Source organism: Muricauda sp. SCSIO 64092 (assembly GCF_023016285.1).
GTDB lineage: Bacteria > Bacteroidota > Bacteroidia > Flavobacteriales > Flavobacteriaceae > Croceivirga.
Genome location: NZ_CP095413.1, coordinates 4,193,836 through 4,219,777, shown reverse-complemented (window position 1 = coordinate 4,219,777; position 25,942 = coordinate 4,193,836). Strand labels below are relative to the sequence as shown.

4 protein-coding genes are annotated in these 25,942 nt (G+C 45.9%); all 4 read right to left on the bottom strand.

The window, feature by feature from the left end; genetic code table 11:
• Nucleotides 1–82: 82 nt before the first annotated feature.
• Genes L0P88_RS17585 through L0P88_RS17570 form a run of 4 tightly spaced genes read right to left on the bottom strand, consistent with a single transcriptional unit; the run spans nucleotide 83 to nucleotide 25,927 of the window.
• Entirely contained in the window at nucleotides 83–7,048 is a 6,966-nt protein-coding gene (locus L0P88_RS17585) for an amino acid adenylation domain-containing protein (protein WP_247134893.1), read from the bottom strand.
• 19 nt (nucleotides 7,049–7,067) lie between these two features.
• Nucleotides 7,068–11,582 (bottom strand): non-ribosomal peptide synthetase, encoded by a 4,515-nt coding sequence (locus L0P88_RS17580; protein WP_247134892.1) that lies wholly within the window; start codon nucleotides 11,580–11,582, stop codon nucleotides 7,068–7,070.
• The gene (locus L0P88_RS17575; protein ID WP_247131216.1) at nucleotides 11,573–22,471 is read right to left on the bottom strand and encodes a non-ribosomal peptide synthetase; all 10,899 of its coding nucleotides are present in this window, start codon (nucleotides 22,469–22,471) and stop codon (nucleotides 11,573–11,575) included. The genes L0P88_RS17580 and L0P88_RS17575 overlap by 10 nt, the downstream gene beginning before the upstream one ends.
• Before the next feature lie 6 nt (nucleotides 22,472–22,477).
• Nucleotides 22,478–25,927 carry an amino acid adenylation domain-containing protein gene (locus L0P88_RS17570; protein ID WP_247131215.1) on the bottom strand — a complete coding sequence of 1,150 codons (3,450 nt, stop codon included), beginning with the start codon at nucleotides 25,925–25,927 and terminating at the stop codon, nucleotides 22,478–22,480.
• Nucleotides 25,928–25,942 lie beyond the last annotated feature (15 nt).

Sequence of the window (25,942 nt, the reverse complement as noted above, 5' to 3'; positions counted from 1 at the left end):
TACTTAGATGTATTTCATTAGGATCACCTTTGGACTTATTGCTTCAATGCTAACGCTCTTTTTGTATGTCACCTTCAAAATTTTAATATTTATTGAGTTTCTCAGCTATTTCCCTCACATGGGGATGACTGAATATCGTACTATGCGTCCCTGAAATACGGTGTACCACAATCCTTTCATTAAAGTACATCTGCCATCCATAATCCTCTTCTTCATATGAAATCTCCTGAATATTAGAATTATATTCCTTATTCAAGGAATCCGTATCAAGCGCTTCGGCCTTAATCAGAATTAATTGCGTATCTAATTTCTCACCAACTAGTGGTTGATATGCCGATGCTGCCTGGTCATTTCCAATATAAACCCCTATATGCCCTCTAATTTGCATTTCTGTAGGCTCAATATTGGCTTCTTTTATTAGACCATAAAGTATATTTAGTTGCTCTTCCTTAGTCTTATTCTTAAGTTTTAGATAAGGCAGTTCTATGGAGGTATTGTAGTCCTGATTAATAATGCCTGCAAGACTTGTCAATAACTCCTCAAAACTCCTGCTACGCTGTGAATTAACACTGCTTGGAGAGAACGTATCGAATACGAAGAGTTGAGAAACTTCTAGTCCTTCTTTTTTAAGCTGTAAAGCCATTTCAAGGGCTATTAACCCGCCAAAAGAGTAGCCGGCTAGTCTGTACGGCCCTTTTGGGTCCACTTTTTTCATCTCTTTGATAAAGGCGGTGGCCAGCTCTTCCACCGTCCTTATTATCATTGTCTTGCCATTTAGCCCAGGACACTGAAAGGCATATAGAGGTTGCTCATCTCCCAACAATTTGGCAAGATCATAATACGGAATAGTCCCAGATGCAGGTGGCATGCAAAATATTGGTGTTTTGGCACCTCCATCATTCAGTGGAACAAGAATGCTTTCCTCAATTTCGTTTTCCGAGAACAACACTTCACTTAAGAGAGAAATGGTCGGAAATTCAAAAAGGTTAGCAATACTCAGCTCCTTATCAAAGGCTTTATTGATTTGTGCAACCAGGCGCATCGCCATGATAGAGTGCCCTCCTAGCTCAAAAAAGTTGTCCAAAATCCCTACTCGCTCAATTTCCAGTAAGTCTTGCCAAATTTGAACTAGCTCATGTTCCAATTCGTTTCTCGGTGGAGCATAAGGTTGTGAGGACAATTCTGAAAGTTCTGGATCTGGCAGAGCCCTTTTATTCACCTTTCCATTGCTAGTCAATGGCAACTCGTCAATTTTCATGACTATACTTGGAATCATATAGTCTGGCAGACTTGTCTTTAAGTGATCTAAAATCAATTTTCGATCCAGTTCTTCTTCACAAATGACATAGGCAATCAGGCGGTTTACACCATTGGTGTCTTCCTTGACATTTACAGTGCAATTCTTTATAAATTTTAGACCATTAAGAGCGTTTTCTATTTCTCCAAGCTCTATTCTGTGACCTCTAACTTTAACCTGTTCATCACGTCTTTCTAAAAACTCTATATCTCCATTTGATAACCATCTGCCCATATCTCCTGTACGATAAAGTCGCTCATTTTCTTTAAATGGGTGAGCAATAAACTTCTGCTTATCCAGATCTGGTCTACCGAGGTAGCCTTTGGCCAAACTGTCACCTCCAATACATAACTCCCCTACAATACCTATCGGAGTCAACTGATCCATAGCATCGAGGATATAAATTTGATAGTTGTACAATGGAGACCCAATGTTTACCGGATGATCAAAATCAACGAGTTTTGTTGTTGCCCAAATGGTGGCTTCAGTTGGTCCGTACATATTCCAGACCTTATCTCCGATCTTAACCAAACGATTCTTTAGCGCCTCCTTTAGGGGTTCTCCACCGCTTAGGATTGTAAGGCCCTTTTGCCTGTTAAAACCAATATCGGTAAGCATTTGCCATGTTGATGGAGTGGCTTGAATAAAGTCTGGATTATATAAGCCGATATTCTTTTGTAGCTTGATGTAGTCTATATTTACTGATTTGTCTTGCAGTATAACCTTAGAACCAAGAAGCAGCGGAGCGAATAACTCTAAATAAAATATATCAAAGGTGTAGGTGGTTAGCGATAAAAGTGCATTCATCTCAGACATTTCCAAACGAGAAATGGTACCCCATAGAAAGTTTATTAGGCTTTGGTGCTGGATCATCACACCTTTCGGTCTTCCGGTAGACCCACTTGTGTACATTACATATGCAACATCCTTTGGTAAAGGAGAACTATCAAGTTTCTCCTCGGACTGTATTGCTATTTGACCCCAATCTGTATCTATTGAGATTTTTTCAATCCAATCTGGCATCTCGGCTGATTTCTCTATTCTACTTGAGGTCAGCAGGAACTTAATTACAGCATCATCCAAGATGTAATTAATTCTCTCCAAAGGGTATTGGGGATCAATCGGAACAAAAGCTCCGCCAGATTTAAGAATAGCGAGTATTCCTATTACCATTTCGGGACTTCGATCGATGCATATCCCAACGAGCGTTTCCTTAGTAATCCCAAGAGTCAATAAATACCTTGCCAATCGGTTTGCCTCCTTATCTAATTCATCATAGGTAATTTCCCTTTCATTAGAAACCAGCGCGATATTATCGGTAGCTTCATTCGCCTGTTTTTCGAAAAGATCTACGATGGTCTCCTCTTTGGGATAATCAAAATCAGTGTTATTAAAACTTTTAAGTATTAACTCTCTTTCAGCATTACTTAAAATAGCGTATTTACCTATTACCATTTCAGGATTTGAGGCAGAAGAGCTAAGAATATTCTGGTAATGCTTGGCCATTGCCTGTACCGTTTCTTCCCGAAACAAACTTGTGGCATATTCGATTTTCATGAGAATACCAGAATCGCTCTCAGTTGCAATAAGCGTTAGATCAAACTTGGAGGTTTGAGTTTCAGTATCTTCGGAAGAAAAGGATATTCCTTCCATAGTAATCTCCTTTTTACTATCTATGTTTTGCAGTTCAAACATCACCTGAAATAGCGGTGTGGTTGCTCTATCCCTGGTTTTTACAGTGCGCTCAACAACCTGTTCAAACGGGGCCTGCTGGTGGTCATATGCGGCTAAGGTGACTTTTTTTACCTCTTGCAAAGTTTCTATAAAGCTACGGTTGGGTTCAATGGAGCTTCTTAGCGCCAGAGTATTGACAAAGAAACCGATCAAAGCTTCCAATTCTTGTTGTGTTCTATTAGCCACAGGAGTACCAATACAAATGTCTTCCTGACCGGTATAACGGTACAACAACACTTTAAAGGCAGCCAATAAAACCATGAACAGGGTCGTCTTTTCAGACTGAGCCAACGCTGACAAGCGGTTGGTTAAATCGCGATCCAGATCAAAGAATATGCTAGCCCCTGCTGTGCTCTGAATAGCAGGTCGAGGATAGTCCGTTGGTAAGGCGAGGTTACTTACACCTAGAAGCTGATTTTCCCAATACGAAAGTTGGCCATCTAACCACTCTCCCTCTACATGCTCCCGCTGCCATACCGCATAATCCGTATACTGGATAGCCAATGGTGCCAACAGTGGCTCCCTGCCCGATAAAAGCGCCTGGTAGATCTCAGCAAACTCCTCTACCAGAATGTTATTTGACCATCCATCACTGGCTATATGGTGAAAAACACCGGCCATGATATAAGTCCCCGTTCCCAAATCGTAAAGCGCAACTCTAAACATATGATCTCTTGACAAATCAAAAGGTCTGGTCACATACTCTTCTAGAATTTCAGCTACTTTATCCTGCTTTTTAATTTTGTACTGCTCAAGCGTCCACAAACCATCGGGTAATACCTCCTGATATCCACTTCCTTCAGATGACTTGATTACAGTTCTCAAAACCTCATGCCGTGACACAACCCGTTCCAAGGACTTCTCAAAGACAGCCAGGTCTAGTGAACCCTCCAATCGTAAGACGATCGGAATATGATACTCAACACTACCCTGAAGCTGATCTAAAAACCAAAGCCTTTCCTGGCTGTAAGACAACGGAATGAACTCCTTGTCTTCTACAGCAACAATTTGAGGTAATACTACGCCCTTGGAGATTCCGGAGATATGAGTAGCCAGCTCTTCAAGAACAGAATGCGTAAAGACATCTCGGATGGCTATTTCAACTTCCATTTCAACCCGAACCATGGAAACCAATCTGGTAGCCAAAAGAGAATGGCCGCCTAAGGCAAAGAAATCGTCCAATACGCTAATAGAATCTACGCCCAGCAATTCAGACCATATCCCAGCAAGATCCTGCTCTATCTCATCACGAGGTGGAACATACTCCCTGGTCAAATAAGCATCGCGATCAGGGTCTGGCAAAGCTTCTCTGTCAATCTTACCATTGGCCGTCAGTGGAATGGCATCCAACTCTACCCAAACACCAGGTATCATATACTCCGGTAAATGCCGCCTGAGTTCTTCTTCTAGAACGTCTTTTTCAAAATCATCCTTTGTTGTAATATATGCTACCAGTTTTTCTCCAAACTCGTCTTTTACGCCCTTGACACATGCCACCTGAACAGCATCTAAATCCATTAGTACGTTCTCAATTTCCCCAGGTTCAATCCGGTAACCGCGAATTTTTAGTTGCTCATCTTTTCTACCTATAAATTCTATATTTCCGTCAGGCAGCCATCTGGCAAGATCTCCTGTCTTGTAGAACATCCCATCTGAATCGGTTATCGGACTCTTTACAAACTTCTTCTCAGTGAGTGCCTTATTATTCAAGTAACCCTTCGCAACCTGACTCCCACCAACATACATTTCGCCAATAATTCCTATTGGAGCAGGGTTGCTAAACTCATCAAGAATATAAATCTGCGTATTTGGTAAGGGTTTGCCTATTGAAATACTGTTTGAGCGTTCCTTGGTATATTCATGAAGCTCAAACCAATGAGTACTGCATCCAACTGTGGCTTCAGTTGGCCCATATTCGTTAATTATCACCGCTTCGATGTTCGAAGTCTTGAGTGAATTGATATGAGATGGCTTTAGCGGCTCACCCCCGAATATAAGTTTAGAAGCCAGCTTTTTTGAAGCTAAATTTTCTAAAGAGGGCAATAGAAGTTCTAAATGAGATGGTGTAAGTTTTATAAAATCATAAGGAGCCTCTTTTATAAAATTCGGATCGTTAAACACCTCTAGGCCAGAATGGCTTCCAATTACAAGTTTCCTGGCACTCATTAGGGGCACAAAGAACTCCGTTAAGGACGCATCAAATGAGGGCGATAAATGCATAAAACTACAAGGACCTGTACTTGAGTCTTCCACGTAGTCCGAACAGGACCTAAGATAACTCAAGAGGTTCCCATGACTTACCAAAACCCCCTTAGGTCTGCCGGTGGTACCGCTAGTGTAAATTGCATAAGCCGTGTCTTCTGATGAGACTTTGTATGCTGCTGAAAAATCTGTATTTGAATATCGGGAACGAATGCCTTCGTATTCTATATCAATTGAAAAAACACTAACATCGAGATCAATAACATCAAAAAGACCATCTGATTCAATTATCAGCATTTTTAGCGCTGAATCTTCTACCATATAGGCTTTCCTGGAAACTGGATTTTGAATATCAATAGGAACATAAACTCCCCCAACCTTTAGTATTCCAAGGGTAGCAATTACATACCAATCAGAACGATTCATATGCACCCCTACAAAATCGCCCGGCTCAACTTTGTAATGTTCTTTTAGATGTTCGGCTACAATATCTACTCTTTCCATGAGGTCCTTGTAGCTTAGGTGTAAATCTCCAAACGTAAGCGCTACGAGATCGGGAAACGACTTGGCATGCTGCGAAATCTGATCGATGATGGTAATCGCTTCTTTCGTTCTCTCTGTAGTACTGCTGAAGTCTTCCAACAAAAGTTCTCTTTCATTAGAAGGAAGAATAGAAATTCTGCCAACAGCTTCTTTGGGATTCTGGATAACAGCTTCGAGAATTTCGACATAATGAGATGCCATTCTTCTCATAGTGTCTTCTTTAAAAAGGGCGGTTGCATACTCCAAGCATATTGATAGCGCTTTCTTACTTTCTATAATTTTAACCGAGAGATCAAACTTGGAAATTGTGGTGTCATACTCCTGGGGTTTCAAAGTCATCCCGGCCACCTGTATTTCTGCCTGATCCATCCCTGCAATGAGTTCAAAAAGAACCTGAAAAAGTGGCGTAGTTGCTCTATCCCTGGTTTTTACAGTGCGCTCAACAACCCGTTCGAATGGAGCCTGCTGGTAATCGTAACCTTCAAGTACCGTTGATTTAACTGTTTTCAATAGGTCAATGAAGGTATCATTGCCGTTAAGATTATTTCTTACCGTAATTATGTTTACGAAGAAACCGATCAAAGCTTCCAATTCTTGTTGTGTCCTATTGGCTACGGATGTTCCAATGCAAATGTCTTCCTGACCGGTATAACGGTACAACAACACTTTAAAGGCAGCCAATAAAACCATGAACAGGGTCGTCTTTTCAGACTGAGCCAACGCTGACAAGCGGTTGGTTAAATCGCGATCCAAATCAAAGAATATGCTAGCCCCTGCTGTGCTCTGAATAGCAGGTCGAGGATAGTCCGTTGGTAAGGCGAGGTTACTTACACCTAGAAGCTGATTTTCCCAATACGAAAGTTGGCCATCTAACCACTCTCCCTCTACATGCTCCCGCTGCCATACCGCATAATCCGTATACTGGATAGCCAATGGTGCCAACAGTGGCTCCCTGCCCGATAAAAGCGCCTGGTAGATCTCAGCAAACTCCTCTACCAGAATGTTATTTGACCATCCATCACTGGCTATATGGTGAAAAACACCGGCCATGATATAAGTCCCCGTTCCCAAATCATAAAGCGCAACTCTAAACATATGATCTCTTGACAAATCAAAAGGTCTGGTCACATACTCTTCTAGAATTTCAGCTACTTTATCCTGCTTTTTAATTTTGTACTGCTCAAGCGTCCACAAACCATCGGGTAATACCTCCTGATATCCACTTCCTTCAGATGACTTGATTACAGTTCTCAAAACCTCATGCCGTGACACAACCCGTTCCAAGGACTTCTCAAAGACAGCCAGGTCTGTGAACCCTCCAATCGTAAGACGATCGGAAATGATACTCAACACTACCCTGAAGCTGATCTAAAAACCAAAGCCTTTCCTGGCTGTAAGACAACGGAATGAACTCCTTGTCTTCTACAGCAACAATTTGAGGTAATACTACGCCCTTGGAGATTCCGGAGATATGAGTAGCCAGCTCTTCAAGAACAGAATGCGTAAAGACATCTCGGATGGCTATTTCAACTTCCATTTCAACCCGAACCATGGAAACCAATCTGGTAGCCAAAAGAGAATGGCCGCCTAAGGCAAAGAAATCGTCCAATACGCTAATAGAATCTACGCCCAGCAATTCAGACCATATCCCAGCAAGATCCTGCTCTATCTCATCACGAGGTGGAACATACTCCCTGGTCAAATAAGCATCGCGATCAGGGTCTGGCAAAGCTTCTCTGTCAATCTTACCATTGGCCGTCAGTGGAATGGCATCCAACTCTACCCAAACACCAGGTATCATATACTCCGGTAAATGCTGCTTCAAATGTTGTGTTAACTGCGTTGGGCCAATCGGAACTTGTTTAGAAACCTGAACAGTGTCATGTTCGAAAAGTTTTTCATAAAACGAGTTATGACGATATAACTTCTCATGATTCACCGATTTATATTTGAAATCGATTTTCTCTGTGTTTTTTCTAAATAAGCTACCACTCACAGTAAAATCCGGATTCAAATCGTTATCGGAAAGACGCCGCGATATCTGAGCTTCAATATAATCTCCAGGCTTTACTTTGATCTCATTTTTGAAAACTGGGAGATAAACCGGGAGCCAACTGTATTTTTCGCTTAAGGTATCTAGCCATATATCTTCATCAATAAAGAGGTTTAACCAAACCAAAAATCCAGTAATCTGAGAAGATTTGGTGAACTCCAAACGAATATTGTGATTGCCTTCTAAATCTAGGGGTTGGGTAAAATCTAGGTCCTCAAAAACTGCATCGGTCGTAATTACATTGTCTGAAGAGAAATCTTCCACACATAGGCGTAAGTCAAATTTGTAACCTACTTTGTCAAAAATTTTCTCTACATAATGCTTTCCAATTGTATCAAACTTATAGTCATGCAGATTTTCGGGAAAACAGACGCCTGCAACTTTGGTAACGCTTCTTTTGGGAAGCATATTTTGTGGAGATTTAAGCAGTTTTCGACTGGCGTTTATGAGCTTGGCTGCGCCCTCTGATCCTCCAATCGGGCCAACAATTTCAGAAACACAATAATCTACTTTTTCAGGTAGTGTTACCTTGGTAATATCATCATTAATGAGAATTATTTTATCACTTAATCCTTTCTTTTCGATGTGTTTTTTGGCTTTCTCGTATACTTCCTTAGAAATTTCTACGGAATAAACTTTGTCTGCACCTGCTTCTATACAGAACTGAGATAAAATTGCTTCGGGGCCTGATCCAATATCTAGGACGATTTTATCTTTTAAATACCTTTTGAATACCTCTTTATAGTGATTGTTTCTCTTGGTATCAGTAGTTAAGGCGTGATAGGCCAAGTCATCGTAAACAAAGTATTCAGATATGGACGCCCTTAATTTTGGTGTTTTATACGATTGTAAGTAAGCAGCTAAGTAGTCATCCCCGTTTGAGTTCTTTTTAATCAAGACCGCAGCCTGACTAATAGAATCTAGCTTTAAAATTGTATTCTCGATCTCCCCGAGTTCGATGCGGTAGCCACGGATCTTTACCTGGTGGTCGGCCCGTCCGATGAACTCTATGTTGCCGTCGGGCAGCCAGCGTGCCAGGTCACCGGTTCGGTACATAAGGTCGCCCTCGATGCCGCTGAAGGGGTTGGGGACGAACTTCGAGGCGGTCAGGTCCGGACGGTTGAGATAGCCCCTGGACAGACCGGAACCGGAGATACACAGCTCCCCGACTATGCCGATCGGGCACAGGGCCGTGTCCTCCGATACGATGTACAGGCGGGTGTTTGATATGGGTTTGCCGATGGTTGATAGTCCATTGGATAGTATCGGATTCTCCGACATGGAAGTCCCTATGGTATTCTCCGTGGGACCATAAAAGTTCACTATACGGATGCCCTGAGATTGAAAGTGCTTGGTTACAGGGATGTTTAACGATTCTCCGGCGGAAATAATCGTCCGCAGTGAGGGAACTTGCATATCTTTCAGTAATACCTGATAAGAAGGCGGTAAAGTCACTACATCGACCTTATGGGTATTCATAAGATCAACGGCCCGGGTGGTGGACAACAATTCTTCTTTGGTCGGAACAATAAGCGAGGCACCCGTTAGAAGGGTGGTAAATAGCTCTGAACAGGAGGCATCAAATCCAAAGGAGGCAAATTGCAATACACTGCTCTCTGCAGTGACATTGAATATCGCTATCTGGGAAACTACCAGGTTGCGTATACTGTGATGCTCGATCATGACGCCTTTTGGCTGCCCTGTCGACCCGCTGGTGTAGATGACATAAGCGAGGTTTTCCTGGGAGGGGCCTGTGGAGAGCTTGCGGGTTGACTGCTGGGATATCGTCCCCCAATCCCTGTCGAGGAGCACGGTACGGTGGTCCAGATCGGGCACGTTTTCGATGCTCCCGCTGGAGCTTAGCAACAATCTGATCTGTGAATCCTCGAGCATATAACCGATGCGCTGGGAAGGATAGTCTGGATCCATGGGCACATAGGCCCCGCCCGACTTCAGTATCCCCAATATCCCAATTACCATCTCCAGGGAACGCTCTATACATATCCCCACCAATGCCTCCGGGCCAGAACCCTGCCCTTTTAGGTAACGCGCCAACTGGTTCGAACGGCGGTCGAGCTCACGGTATGTAAGGGTCCGGTCCTGGTAGACCAGGGCCACATGCTCCGGTGTGGAGCGGGCCTGCTCCTCAAAAAGATCAACTAATGTCTTCTCTGAGTCGTAAACAACCTCGGGGCCCTGGAAGTCCTCCAGTACCGTGGTCAGCTCCTCAGAGGTGAGCATAGGGATACTTCCCACAGACCGGTCCAGATCTAAAACGATACCCTCCAATAGCCCACGGTAATGCGAGGCCATACGCTCCATCGTTGAACGATCAAATAAAGAGCTGCGGTATTCGATGTTCATCGCAATACCGGTATCCAATTCCGTAGCGGTAAGGGTGATATCAAACTTCGAAGTATGTTCGGTTATATCTTTGAATTCTAGCGATAGCCCTTCCATCTCAAGCCCTGCTTCATCCGCAGCATGCTGCAATGCAAAGGCAACCTGGAACAGGGGGCTTGTTGCCATGTCCCTTGTCTTGACGGTACGGTCGACGATCTTTTCGAAGGGTGCGTGCTGGTGTTCGTACGCATCCAATGTTGTCCGTTTGACCTGTGAGAGGAAGGAACGGAAAGCTGTGTTCCCCGAGACATCACTGCGAAGGGCCAAAGTATTGACGAAGAACCCTATGAGCCCCTCGAGTTCCTGTTGTGTCCTGTTGGCAACGGACGTCCCCACACATATATCGTTCTGTCCGCTGTACCGGTACAACAGTACCTTGAAGGCCGCCAACAAAAACATGAACAGGGTAACGCCCTCTTCCTGGCAACGGCCATGGATCGAAGCGCTCAAATCGGGGGGCAGTTCAAAGGACAGGCTGCCACCGGAACTGTCCACCTGCGGGCTACGTGGACGATCCGTCGGTAAGATCAAAGCAGAAACATCCTTGAGATGGCCCTCCCAATAGGACAGCTGTTCTTCTAAAAACGAACCGCTTATGTGCTCCCGTTGCCATAGGGCATAATCCGAATACTGGATCCCAAGCGCGGGGAGCCCGTGCGGAAGCCCGGACTTCTTTGAACCGTATAGTGCCACGAACTCATTGATGAGTATGGCGTTGGACCAGCCATCACTTGCTATGTGGTGGAAGGCCCCGGCCAAAATATGTTCCGCTTCACCCAACCTGTACAGTCCCACCCGTAACATATAGTCCTTGGAAAGGTCAAAGGCCCTTGAAAGGAACAGGCTGAGATAGCCCTCTACATCCGAGCGCTCCACGGCATCATAATACTCCAAGGCCCAGTCCTCCGATGGGAGGACCTCTTGGTGGCCCACGCCCTCATCCGATAGGATAACGGTGCGCAACACCTCGTGGCGGGAGACTATCTCCCGTAAAGAATCTGCTAACAAGGTGCGATCCAATGTGCCTTCCAAGCGCAGGACAAAGGGAATGTGATATTCCAAACTGCCCTGTAACTGGTCGATGAACCACAAACGCTCCTGGCTGTAGGACAATGGGACCCTGTCCATACCCGAACGGTCATAGGGGACAATGGAGGGCAACAATACCCCTGTGGAATGCCCCGATATATGGCCCCCCAACTCTGAAATGGTAGGGTGTACAAAAACATCCCTGATGGCCAGGTCCACGTCCATCTGGCGGCGGACCATCGATACCAGTCGCGTTGCCAGTAGGGAATGTCCCCCCAGTTCGAAGAAATTGTCCAGGACACCGATGCGGTCTACGCCCAACAGCTCCTGCCAAATAGCGGCCAGGGACTCTCCGTCTCGGTCCGGGGACCGACATAGGCCCGGGTTGAGAGCGAGGACTGGTCGGGCAAGGGAAGGGAAGCACGGTCTATCTTTCCGTTGGCGGTCAAGGGCATACCATCCAGTTCCACCCATATCGTGGGCACCATATAATCCGGTAGTTGCTGCTTCAAGCTTTTCTGCAGTTCCGTACGGTCCAGGTCCCCGTCGGCCACAACGTACCCCACCAACCGTTTGGAACCGTTCTCGTCGGTATGGACCAGAACACAACTTGAACTGATTTGATCTTCCTGGGATAAAACACTCTCGATCTCGCCCAGTTCGATGCGGTAGCCGCGGATCTTCACCTGGTGGTCGGCCCGTCCGATGAACTCTATGTTGCCATCGGGCAGCCAGCGGGCTAAATCTCCCGTACGGTACATAAGGTCGCCCTCGATGCCGCTGAAGGGGTTGGGGACGAACTTCGAGGCCGTTAAATCAGGACGGTTCAAATAGCCCCTGGACAGACCGGAACCGGAGATACACAGCTCCCCGACTATACCGATTGGGCACAAAGCAGTGTCCTCCGATACGATGTACAAACGGGTGTTTGATATGGGCTTGCCGATGGTGACAGGCTGATTGTCGTAAACTTTTGATACAGAAGTCCAAACTGTACATTCTGTGGGACCATATTCATTAAAAAGAATCCTTTCAGGAAATGCGTTATAATGCCTCGATATTAGATTTTGATTTAAAGGTTCCCCACCAAACAATACCCGCTTATATGTAAAACTATCCAACAACTTTTCGCTCAGTAAGAAGTCGTAATAGGTTGGTGAACAGAGCAAGAAATCAATCTCTTTTTTGTCCAAAAGATTACGCATTTCTGCCACGTCATTTATAGCCTCATCTTTTGGAATTATAAGGCTGGCTCCTGATACTAAAGTCCCAAAAATAGCCACGACAGATGGGTCAAAAACCATAGGCGGGATTGACAGCATGGAACCCATTTCGCCATAATAATAAGATCTTGAGTAAAGCAGAGCTGTTAAATTACTATGCTCAATCATAACCCCTTTGGGTTGTCCTGTTGATCCACTGGTGTATATGACATATGCGAGGTTTTCCTGGGAGGGCCCTGAGGAGAGCTTACGGGCGGACCGCTGGGATATGGTTTCCCAATCCCTGTCGAGGAGCACGGTACGGTGGTCCAGATCGGGCACGTTATCGATGCTCCCACTGGAGCTCAGCAACAACTTGATCTGTGCGTCCTCCAGCATATAACCGATGCGCTGTGAGGGATAGTCGGGGTCGATGGGCACGTAGGCCCCTCCCGACTTGAGTATCCCCAGGATGCCGATGACCATCTCCAGTGAGCGCTCAATGCATATCCCCACCAATGCTTCCTGGCCTGCGCCGAGCTGTTTCAGGTGTCGGGCCAACTGGTTGGAGCGGCGGTCGAGCTCACGGTACGTAAGGGTCCGGTCTTGATAAACCAGGGCCACGTTCTCCGGAGTGGAGCGTGCCTGTTGTTCAAAGAGGTCGACCAGTGTCTTCTCTGTATCGTAGGCAACCTCGGGCCCCTGGAAAGCTTCCAGTACCGTGGCCAGCTCCTGGGAGGTGAGCATAGGGATACTGCCCACAGACCGGTCCAGGTCCAGAACGATACCCTCCAGTAGCTCGCGGTAATGCGAGGCCATACGCTCCATGGTGGAACGGTCGAATAAAGAGCTACGGTATTCGATTACCAGTTGAAGATTCTCCGCTGTCTCATTTACATTAAATGCTATATCTATTTTAGCAATACCATCGTGATTCTCCATAAGGTTTATGGAAAGCCCTTCCATGACGATTTCACGTTCCTCCGGTGTATTCTGTAGCACAAACATCACCTGGAACAGGGGGCTTGTTGCCATGTCCCTTGTCTTGACGGTACGGTCGACGATCTTTTCGAAGGGTGCGTGCTGGTGTTCGTACGCATCCAATGTTGTCCGTTTGACCTGTGAGAGGAAGGAACGGAAAGCTGTGTTCCCCGAGACATCACTGCGAAGGGCCAAAGTATTGACGAAGAACCCTATGAGCCCCTCGAGTTCCTGTTGTGTCCTGTTGGCAACGGACGTCCCCACACATATATCGTTCTGTCCGCTGTACCGGTACAACAGTACCTTGAAGGCCGCCAACAAAAACATGAACAGGGTAACGCCCTCTTCCTGGCAACGGCCATGGATCGAAGCGCTCAAATCGGGGGGCAGTTCAAAGGACAGGCTGCCACCGGAACTGTCCACCTGCGGGCTACGTGGACGATCCGTCGGTAAGATCAAAGCAGAAACATCCTTGAGATGGCCCTCCCAATAGGACAGCTGTTCTTCTAAAAACGAACCGCTTATGTGCTCCCGTTGCCATAGGGCATAATCCGAATACTGGATCCCAAGCGCGGGGAGCCCGTGCGGAAGCCCGGACTTCTTTGAACCGTATAGTGCCACGAACTCATTGATGAGTATGGCGTTGGACCAGCCATCACTTGCTATGTGGTGGAAGGCCCCGGCCAAAATATGTTCCGCTTCACCCAACCTGTACAGTCCCACCCGTAACATATAGTCCTTGGAAAGGTCAAAGGCCCTTGAAAGGAACAGGCTGAGATAGCCCTCTACATCCGAGCGCTCCACGGCATCATAATACTCCAAGGCCCAGTCCTCCGATGGGAGGACCTCTTGGTGGCCCACGCCCTCATCCGATAGGATAACGGTGCGCAACACCTCGTGGCGGGAGACTATCTCCCGTAAAGAATCTGCTAACAAGGTGCGATCCAATGTGCCTTCCAAGCGCAGGACAAAGGGAATGTGATATTCCAAACTGCCCTGTAACTGGTCGATGAACCACAAACGCTCCTGGCTGTAGGACAATGGGACCCTGTCCATACCCGAACGGTCATAGGGGACAATGGAGGGCAACAATACCCCTGTGGAATGCCCCGATATATGGCCCCCCAACTCTGAAATGGTAGGGTGTACAAAAACATCCCTGATGGCCAGGTCCACGTCCATCTGGCGGCGGACCATCGATACCAGTCGCGTTGCCAGTAGGGAATGTCCCCCCAGTTCGAAGAAATTGTCCAGGACACCGATGCGGTCTACGCCCAACAGCTCCTGCCAAATAGCGGCCAGGGACTCCTCCGTCTCGGTCCGGGGACCGACATAGGCCCGGGTTGAGAGCGAGGACTGGTCGGGCAAGGGAAGGGAAGCACGGTCTATCTTTCCGTTGGCGGTCAAGGGCATACCATCCAGTTCCACCCATATCGTGGGCACCATATAATCCGGTAGTTGCTGCTTCAAGCTTTTCTGCAGTTCCGTACGGTCCAGGTCCCCGTCGGCCACAACGTACCCCACCAACCGTTTGGAACCGTTCTCGTCGGTATGGACCAGAACACAACTTGAACTGATTTGATCTTCCTGGGATAAAACACTCTCGATCTCGCCCAGTTCGATGCGGTAGCCGCGGATCTTCACCTGGTGGTCGGCCCGTCCGATGAACTCTATGTTGCCATCGGGCAGCCAGCGGGCTAAATCTCCCGTACGGTACATAAGGTCGCCCTCGACGCCGCTGAAGGGGTTGGGGACAAACTTCGAGGCGGTCAGGTCCGGACGGTTCAGGTAGCCCGAACCTACACATTCACCTCCTATAAACAATTCTCCTTGGACTCCCATCGGAAGTTGCATATGATCACTGTCAAGGATATATAGCTCAGTGTTATATATTGGTTTTCCTATGGGTATTGATCTCATCTCCTTATCTGCATCATAGTCGATAATGAAATAAGAGACTACATCCGAGCATTCCGTCGGGCCATAAGAATTTACGACTTTAGCCTTGTTAAATGGGTTGGTATACCATTCCTGCAAATTGCTAAAACTAATAGGTTCTCCTCCTAAAACAACATATTCCAATGAACTTAGCTTCTTCATCTCCTCCTCCTCACGGTGGTCCACAAATCCATAAAAAACACTAGGAGTGCAGTTAATATTTGTGATCTCAAACTTCTCAACAACATCTATAAGCTGATCAAAATCATTATAAGCAAAGCTGCTGATGCACAACCGTCCACCGGAAATGATCGGGGCGAAGACATTTTTTTGGGTAAGATCAAAATTTATGGAACTCGATAGCAGGAAATGGCTGTTCTCGGAGAATTCAAATTCCTGTACATACCAATTGACCAAATTGGTTAAACCTTTGTGTTGAACCAAGCTACCCTTTGGAATTCCAGTACTTCCAGAAGTATAAATGGAATATATCAAGTTGGTATTCTGAATAGGCAAGCTCGGATTTGTGCCTGATTCTTTTTCAATTTCAACATACTGATTCTCCAAATTCAACAGGTCTGCTCCCGTCGAGGAATCCATTAAAAGCCTCCTTGATTTACCATCACATAAAATGACCTTGGCCGAGGTATCTTTGACAATGTAACTTATTCGGTCTTGCGGATACTCAGGATCAATTGGGACATAGGCCGCTCCAGATTTCAATATCCCCAGGATCCCTATGATTAACTCAAAAGAACGCTCTACACACACTCCTACCAAATCATTAGAGGATACACCCTTTTTAATTAAATAGTGAGCAAGTTGATTTGCCCTGCGATTCAGTTCTTGATAAGACATTTGATTCTCATCAAATTCTACAGCTATGGCTTGTGGAGAATTCTGCACCTGTTCTTCAAAAAGATCAATCAGGTTTTTTTCTTTAGGGTAGGGCGTGACCGTATTGTTGAAATTCTTAAAAATGTTTTCCTCGACGGATGTAAGTAGTCTTATATCGTTAGTTCTAATTTCCGGTTTATTGAGTATTTGAAATAATACATTTCGGAAATGTCCCTTAATCATGGACACGGATTCATCTGATAGTAAATACTCATTGTATAAAAACTTTATACTTAAAACATCATCTATCGCGGTGACAATAGTCAGAGGATAATTCGTCTCTTCAAAGGTTTGTACATTCTCAATTTTTATGGGTAGTTCGGAAGCAGTTAAAGTCTCAACTATAGGGTAATTCTCAAAAACAAGAATACTATCGAATAAATCTCCCTTTACCCCCGTCCAATTTTGAATCGAAGCCAGACTGCTATACTCAAAATCCCTGGCCTTTATTTGGCCTTTTTGAATATTCTCAAAGACGTGTAGGACTTCGGTGTTGTTTTCCAATTTTGCATATAGCGGTATAGAATTGATAAACAACCCTACCTTATCCTCAATACCATCAAGACTTGGAGGGCGACCAGAAACTACAACACCATAAGTCACTTCTTTTTTACCACTGTATTTTGACAACAAAACCGCCCATACCCCTTGAAGAATCGTATTCATGGTAAGGTGATGGTTGCGCGCCAAAGTTTTCAAAGAATCTGATAGGGTCTCATCAAAGGTTAGAGTGGTCTCTGCCGGAATCCCTCTTGTCTTGTTTCTATCGATATTGTCTTTAATGAATGGCAAAAGAATAGGTTCAGTGACTCCATTCATATAGGTTTTCCAAAAAGCTTCTTCCTGGTATTTATCCGTCTTAGATAAGAATCTTATGTAATCTTCATAATGGTCTTCTTCAGATACTTTTGGTTTCCGATTCTCTAAAAGCTCTTCATAAATCCTTAGAAACTTAGCCATGAGATTAGAAACAGACCATCCATCTAAAATCAAATGATGATGTGTCCACAACATTCTAAATTTGTTGCCTCCCATTTTAAAAACCGCAATCCGCATCAACGGAGGATTGTCAAGTGCTATTCCTTTAAGACGATCTTGTTTAAGGAACTTTAGATACTTTCCCTCCCGTTTTTTACCATCTAAAGAGCTATAATCCAAGTAAGTGTAAGGTAGGTCCGCTTCTTTGTAGGGAAACTGTACGGGAATTTTAAAAATATCATGAGAAAATCCAGATCTTAGAATAGAGTGTTCTGCAAGTAGCTGCTTCCAAGCCTGTTGCAATCGATTGACATCAATTCCCTCAGGAAAATCACAGCTAAACTGACCAAGATAAGTTTGGAAATCTTCATTGTAGAGTTCATGGAACAAAATTCCCTGCTGTAATGGACTAAGTGGATACACAGAATTTATTAATGTTCTTCTAGCTTGTCCGTTTTCCTTGACATCTAAAAACTCATCAAATTCCTGAAAACTGATTTCGGGTGCTAAAGCAGAATCCGAGGGTGTCTTTTCTACAGTGGTTTTGGCTCCACAATAGGTAATCAATGCCGTCAAATTAGAAATATAGGCGTCTGCAATAGTCTCAATAGTTTTTTCTTCATATTCATGCCTGGAATAACTCCAGCTCAATTTCAGAGATTCGTTCACTATTGCGCCAACAACTGATATCTTATAGTTAATTGGGAGAGCTGAGTTGCTTTCGGAAGCTATAGGATCGTCTGCAAGTCGAACTATGGAATTTTCACCTATAATATTGTCTAGTTGACCCAAGTAATTTAGAACGACATCAAAATCCTTTCTATTCAACTTCGCCCTGAGCTCAGCCGAAGGGTGTAGATAGCGCAAGACAGAATAACCCAGACCTTTGTCCCTGAAAATGCTCAACTGCTCTTTAGCACTTTTGATTATATGACCTTCTTTATAGTGCGGTTCATGTTGAAATAAAGCAGGGAATAAGTTCGTAAACCAGCCAACAGTACTTGATATATCGATATCCTCGGCGATATCTTCTCTTCCATGACCTTCAACACCAATAACGATCTCATTGTGGCCTGTCCAATCACAGAGGGTTTTAGCCAATGCCCCATATAAGAGGTCTGTTACTTCTGAAGTATAGGCTTTATTAACCTCCAACAACAAGGCTTTTGAAAGCGTGGGGTCTAGGGTTGTATGATAATTTTTAAGATCAGCAACCGTAGAAATTTCCTCCAAACTATAATCAGTTGGTAGGGGATTATAGGAGTCCTGGACCGATTCCCAAAAAGTAAGTTGGTCAATCACCTTTGGGGTTTCTGAAAATTCAGCGAGCCGATTGACCCATTGTCTTACCGAGGTCCCTTTATATCCTAAATCGAACTTCCCGATCTTTGGTTTGGATAACATTTCGGACAAATCGTTGAGCAAGACTCTCCAAGAAACACCATCAACTGCTAAGTGATGAACAACAATGTATAGGAAATTGTGAGGCTCATTTCCTGAAGTCTTTATCCATCGAAAATGAGATAGGTTTCCATTCTTTAAGCTAATACTATGTTGCGCCTCTAAACAAACTACCGCGATTTGCTCCTGCAATTGTTTTCCCTTATAACTTGATAAATCTGAGGTAGAAAAATCGGAGACATTTTCCTGATAGGTCTGAATCCATTTATTTTTTTCTATGTCCTGAGCATAGGAAAACCTTAGGGCATCATGATAGTTAATCAATGTTTTAAAGACTAGCTGTAAGGTTTCTTCACCTATATCTTTTGATAATTCAAGTAGGACTGCTTGATTGTAGCTTACATCTGTCCTATGCTGCGTTTCGAAATAGCGCTGCTGAGCAGGAAGCAAACCGCTCGGTCCGGAAAGCCTGCCTTGTTCACTACTCAGTTTTGATTCTTTTTTTGCAATCAGAGCTAAGGACGCAATAGTTTGATGTTCGAAAAGGTCCCTTGGTTGAAGGTTGAAACCCATGCGCTTAGCTCTACTGACCACTTGAATGGCAATAATCGAATCTCCACCTAACTCAAAAAAGTTATCATGAACACTTACACTATCAAGTGATAACAGGGCCTTCCAAATTTCAGCAAGATTCTTTTCAGCAGTAGTCTCGGGAGCAACATACTCTGAAGTGGTCAAGTCCAGACGTTCCGGATGAGGCAGTGAGTTTCTATCAACCTTTCCGTTAGGGGTAAGAGGAAACTCCTTTAACTTTATCCAAATGGCAGGAACCATGTACTCAGGAAGACTTGCGGAAAGTTTTTTTTGAGCTTCTTCTCTGCTAAAACCTTCTTTATCAATAACATAAGCTATTAAGCGTTCATGGCTATTCTCATCTGATCTTGTAATAACCGAGACAGCTGAGACCAATCCTAGATTTTGTATAGCGATTTCGATTTCTTCGACTTCAATACGATACCCTCTGATCTTTACTTGAGTATCAGTACGGCCCAAGTACAAAAGATTGCCATCGGGAAGCCATTTCACCAAATCTCCTGTTTTGTAAAGACGTTGGTTGTTCTTGGATTGTGGATGGGTGATGAATTTCTGATGGTTGAGTTCCTTTCGGTTGAGATATCCTCTCGCTACTCCTACTCCTCCAATATGTAATTCTCCAGGAACTCCAATAGGAACAAGACATTCATTACTATCTAGCACATAAAGCTGAACATTAGCCAGTGGCTTCCCTATTGGAATGGAAGGAATCCCTGGATTTTTTTTGGAATAGGAATAATAAGTTGAATTTACAGCAGCTTCTGTTGGGCCATATTTATTGAAAAACTTTACGTGGGCACTCCATCGAACAGCTAAGTCTGGTGGGCAAACTTCTCCACCTGAACACACTCGTTGTAGTTTTGAGTATTTTCTTGGAGTTATTGTTTTTAATAAGGAGGGAGTAGCTTGAAAATGTGTTATACCAAAGTGATCTAAAGAGTCCTCAAATTTTTCAGGACTTAACATATCTTCATTTGAAATCAATACCAAAGCCCCTCCATTGGTAATGGGTAAAAAAATCTGTTCTACGGAAGCGTCGAATGCATAATTTGCTAGTAATAACTGTCGGTCTTCAGTACCAAATTCAAATAATTCAGAATAGTATTGAATCTCATTAGAGATACTGGCATGCTCAACCATAACCCCTTTTGGCTGCCCTGTCGACCCGCTAGTGTAGATGACATAGGCCAGGTTATCCGATGAAGACTTCCGGGACAACTTGCGGGTTGACTCTTCCGATATCAACGCCCAATCCCTGTCGAGGAGCACGGTACTGTGGCCCATATCAGGCACGTTTTCGATGCTCCCGCTGGAGCTTAGCAACAATCTGATCTGTGAATCCTCGAGCATATAACCGATGCGCTGGGAAGGATAGTCTGGATCCATGGGCACATATGCCCCGCCCGACTTCAGTATCCCCAATATCCCAATTACCATCTCCAGGGAACGCTCTATACATATCCCCACCAATGCCTCCGGGCCAGAACCCTGCCCTTTTAGGTAACGCGCCAACTGGTTCGAACGGCGGTCGAGCTCACGGTATGTAAGGGTCCGGTCCTGGTAGACCAGGGCCACATGCTCCGGTGTGGAGCGGGCCTGCTGCTCAAAAAGATCAACTAATGTCTTCTCTGAGTCGTAAACAACCTCGGGGCCCTGGAAGTCCTCCAGTACCGTGGTCAGCTCTTGAGGGGTTAGCATAGGGATACTTCCCACAGACCGGTCCAGATCTAAAACGATACCCTCCAATAGCCCACGGTAATGCGAGGCCATACGCTCCATGGTGGAACGATCAAATAAAGAGCTGCGGTACTCGATATTCATCGCAATACCCGTATCCAATTCGGTGGCGGTAAGAGTTAAAAAACGTTTTGCAGATGTGATATCCTGATGGTATGTGCTTATAGAAAGCCCTTCTATGACAATTTCACGTTCCTCCGGTGTATTCTGTAGTACAAACATCACTTGGAACAAGGGGCTTGTTGCCATGTCCCTTGTCTTGACGGTACGGTCGACGACCTTCTCAAAAGGCGCATGCTGATGGTCATATGCCGATAAGGTGGTCTGCCTTAACTGGGAGAGGAAGGAACGGAAACTAGACTTGCCACTCACATCACTGCGAAGTGCCAAAGTATTGACAAAGAACCCTATGAGCCCCTCGAGTTCCTGTTGCGTCCTGTTGGCGACGGATGTCCCCACACATATATCGGTCTGTCCGCTGTACCGGTACAACAGTACCTTGAAGGCCGCCAACAAAAACATGAACAGGGTAACGCCCTCTTCCTGGCAACGGCCACGGATCGAAGCACTCAGGTCCGGGGGCAGTTCAAAGGACAGACTGCCACCGGAACTATCTACCTGCGGGCTACGGGGACGATCCGTCGGTAAGGTCAAAACTGAAACGTCCTTAAGATGGCCCTCCCAATAGGACAACTGTTCTTCCAGGAGCGGTCCGCTTATATGCTCGCGTTGCCATAGGGCATAATCCGAATACTGGATCTCAAGTGCGGGAAGCCCGTGCGGAAGCCCCGACTTCTTTGAACTATAGAGCGCTACGAACTCGTTGATGAGTATACCGTTGGACCAGCCATCACTTGCTATGTGGTGGAAGGCCCCGGCCAAAATATGTTCCGCTTCACCCAACCTGTACAGTCCCACCCGTAACATATAGTCCTTGGAAAGGTCAAAGGCCCTTGAAAGGAACAGGCTGAGATAGCCCTCTACATCCGAGCGCTCCACGGCATCATAATACTCCAAGGCCCAGTCCTCCGATGGGAGGACCTCTTGGTGGCCAACGCCATCTTCGGATACGATAACAGTACGCAATACCTCATGGCGCGAAACTATCTCCCGTAAAGAATCTGCTAACAAGGTGCGATCCAATGTGCCTTCCAAGCGCAGGACAAAGGGAATGTGATATTCCAAACTGCCCTGTAACTGGTCGATGAACCACAAACGCTCCTGGCTATACGATAAGGGGATCCTATCCATACCTGAACGATCGTAAGGTTGAATACGGCTTTTGAATATGGAGGGTACATTTTTATCTTTGAGTTTTTGAAGATGCTGAATTATCAATTCCTTCTTGTCCCTTATCTCCTGTATCATTTCCGGACTGATATACCCAGTCTTGGATTTCAGGTTCAATGAACCATTTTCCAACTCAAGTTTTATATCTTCTGAACTTGCCCGTCTGAGTATTTCTAAAATAGTGCTATCCATTGATAATCAAATTTTTACAACAAACTTATACGCTTCATTGTCCTCATCTTCATCTTTAAAGTTGTAGTCGATAAATATTGCCAATTCTTCAATCGTACCGAACTCGAATATGTCTTTAATGGCCAGGTCGATCTCCAGCCTACGGCATATCATCGATACCAGTCGCGTTGCCAGTAGGGAATGTCCCCCCAGTTCGAAGAAATTGTCCAGGACACCAACGCGGTCTACGCCCAACAACTCCTGCCAAATACCGACCAGCGATTCCTCCGTCTTGGTCCGGGGACCGACATAGGCCTGGGTCGAAAGTGAGGACTGGTCGGGCAAGGGAAGGGAAGCACGGTCTATCTTGCCGTTGGCGGTCAAGGGCATGCGTTCCAGTTCCATCCAGATTGTGGGTACCATATAATCCGGAAGCTGTTGCTTTAATCGGTTTTGCAAGGCTGAACAATCCAGGTCCCCGTCGGCCACAACGTACCCCATCAACCGTTTGGAACCGTTCTCGTCGGTATGGGCCACGACACAGCTCGCGCCGATCTGCCCCTGTTGTGACAGGACGCTCTCGATCTCGCCCAGTTCGATGCGGTAGCCGCGTATCTTTACCTGGTGGTCGGCCCGTCCGATGAACTCTATGTTGCCGTCGGGCAGCCAGCGGGCTAAATCTCCCGTACGGTACATAAGGTCGCCCTCGATGCCGCTGAAGGGGTTGGGGACGAACTTCGAGGCCGTTAAATCAGGACGGTTCAAATAGCCCCTGGACAGACCGGGACCGGAGATGCACAGCTCTCCGACTATACTGATTGGCACGGGATTTAATTCTTTATCAAGAATGTAACTATGGAGCGTAGGTATTGCTTTCCCAATATTACTTGTAGGCTCTAGAATTTCTTTATTTGTAATTTCCTTATATGTGACATGAACAGTGGTTTCTGTAATTCCATACATGTTTATTAACTGGCATTCAGGATACTTTTCTTCCCACTGTTTTAGTTGTGGAGGGTTTAACGCTTCTCCTCCAAATATTACATAGCGAAGTTCTAGGTGGTTAGAAAGTGATAATAAATGTTCTTGAAGGGCATAAAAAGAGGAAGGAGTCTGATTCAGGATGGTAACTTTCTCGGATATCAAAAGCTTTCCGAACGTGGTCAGGTCTTTGGTAATTTCTTTTGGAATTATGTGCAATTTTCCTCCGAACAAAAGCGCACCAAAAAGTTCCCAAACCGAAAAATCAAAACAGAAGGAATGAAATAATGTCCATACATCATCACTCTTGAATTCAAATAGAGGATTCTCTGTTTTGAATAGTCTTACTACATTACTATGCTCAATCATGACGCCTTTTGGCTGTCCTGTCGACCCGCTGGTGTAGATGACATAAGCGAGGTTTTCCTGGGAGGGGCCTGTGGAGAGCTTGCGGGTTGACTGCTGGGATATCGTCCCCCAATCCCTATCGAGGAGCACGGTACGGTGGTCCAGATCGGGCACGTTTTCGATGCTCCCGCTGGAGCTTAGCAACAATCTGATCTGTGCATCCTCGAGCATATAACCGATGCGCTGGGAAGGATAGTCTGGATCCATGGGCACATAGGCCCCGCCCGACTTCAGTATCCCCAATATCCCAATTACCATCTCCAGGGAACGCTCTATACATATCCCCACCAATGCCTCCGGGCCAGAACCCTGCCCTTTTAGGTAACGCGCCAACTGGTTCGAACGGCGGTCGAGCTCACGGTATGTAAGGGTCCGGTCCTGGTAGACCAGGGCCACATGCTCCGGTGTGGAGCGGGCCTGCTCCTCAAAAAGATCAACTAATGTCTTCTCTGAGTCGTAAACAACCTCGGGGCCCTGGAAGTCCTCCAGTACCGTGGTCAGCTCCTCAGAGGTGAGCATAGGGATACTTCCCACAGACCGGTCCAGATCTAAAACGATACCCTCCAATAGCCCACGGTAATGCGAGGCCATACGCTCCATGGTGGAACGATCAAATAAAGAGCTGCGGTATTCGATGTTCATCGCAATACCGGTATCCAATTCGGTGGCGGTAAGGGTGATATCAAATTTCGAAGTATGTTCGGTTATATCTTTGAATTCTAGTGATAGCCCTTCCATCTCAAGCCCTGCTTCATCCGCAGCATGCTGTAATGCAAAGGCAACCTGGAACAGGGGGCTTGTTGCCATGTCCCTTGTCTTGACGGTACGGTCGACGACCTTCTCAAAAGGTGCATGCTGATGGTCATAGGCCGATAAGGTGGTCTGCCTTAACTGGGAGAGGAAGGAACGGAAACTAGACTTGCCACTCACATCACTGCGAAGTGCCAAAGTATTGACAAAGAACCCTATGAGCCCCTCGAGTTCCTGTTGTGTCCTGTTGGCAACGGACGTCCCCACACATATATCGTTCTGTCCGCTGTACCGGTACAACAGTACCTTGAAGGCCGCCAACAAAAACATGAACAGGGTAACGCCCTCTTCCTGGCAACGGCCATGGATCGAAGCGCTCAAATCGGGGGGCAGTTCAAAGGACAGGCTGCCACCGGAACTATCTACCTGCGGGCTACGGGGACGATCCGTCGGTAAGGTCAAAACTGAAACGTCCTTAAGATGGCCCTCCCAATAGGACAGCTGTTCTTCTAAAAACGAACCGCTTATGTGCTCCCGTTGCCATAGGGCATAATCCGAATACTGGATCCCAAGCGCGGGGAGCCCGTGCGGAAGCCCGGACTTCTTTGAACCGTATAGTGCCACGAACTCATTGATGAGTATGGCGTTGGACCAGCCATCACTTGCTATGTGGTGGAAGGCCCCGGCCAAAATATGTTCCGCTTCACCCAACCTGTACAGTCCCACCCGTAACATATAGTCCTTGGAAAGGTCAAAGGCCCTTGAAAGGAACAGGCTGAGATAGCCCTCTACATCCGAGCGCTCCACGGCATCATAATACTCCAAGGCCCAGTCCTCCGATGGGAGGACCTCTTGGTGGCCCACGCCCTCATCCGATAGGATAACGGTGCGCAACACCTCGTGGCGGGAGACTATCTCCCGTAAAGAATCTGCTAACAAGGTGCGATCCAATGTGCCTTCCAAGCGCAGGACAAAGGGAATGTGATATTCCAAACTGCCCTGTAACTGGTCGATGAACCACAAACGCTCCTGGCTGTAGGACAATGGGACCCTGTCCATACCCGAACGGTCATAGGGGACAATGGAGGGCAACAATACCCCTGTGGAATGCCCCGATATATGGCCCCCCAACTCTGAAATGGTAGGGTGTACAAAAACATCCCTGATGGCCAGGTCCACGTCCATCTGGCGGCGGACCATCGATACCAGTCGCGTTGCCAGTAGGGAATGTCCCCCCAGTTCGAAGAAATTGTCCAGGACACCGATGCGGTCTACGCCCAACAGCTCCTGCCAAATAGCGGCCAGGGACTCCTCCGTCTCGGTCCGGGGGACCGACATAGGCCCGGGTTGAGA

Excerpts from the sequence above, each read along its gene's own strand:
- L0P88_RS17570 (WP_247131215.1), bottom strand. The coding sequence starts at position 25,927 with ATGTCGGTCCCCCGGACCGAGACGGAGGAGTCCCTGGCCGCTATTTGG.
- L0P88_RS17575 (WP_247131216.1), bottom strand. The coding sequence starts at position 22,471 with ATGGATAGCACTATTTTAGAAATACTCAGACGGGCAAGTTCAGAAGAT.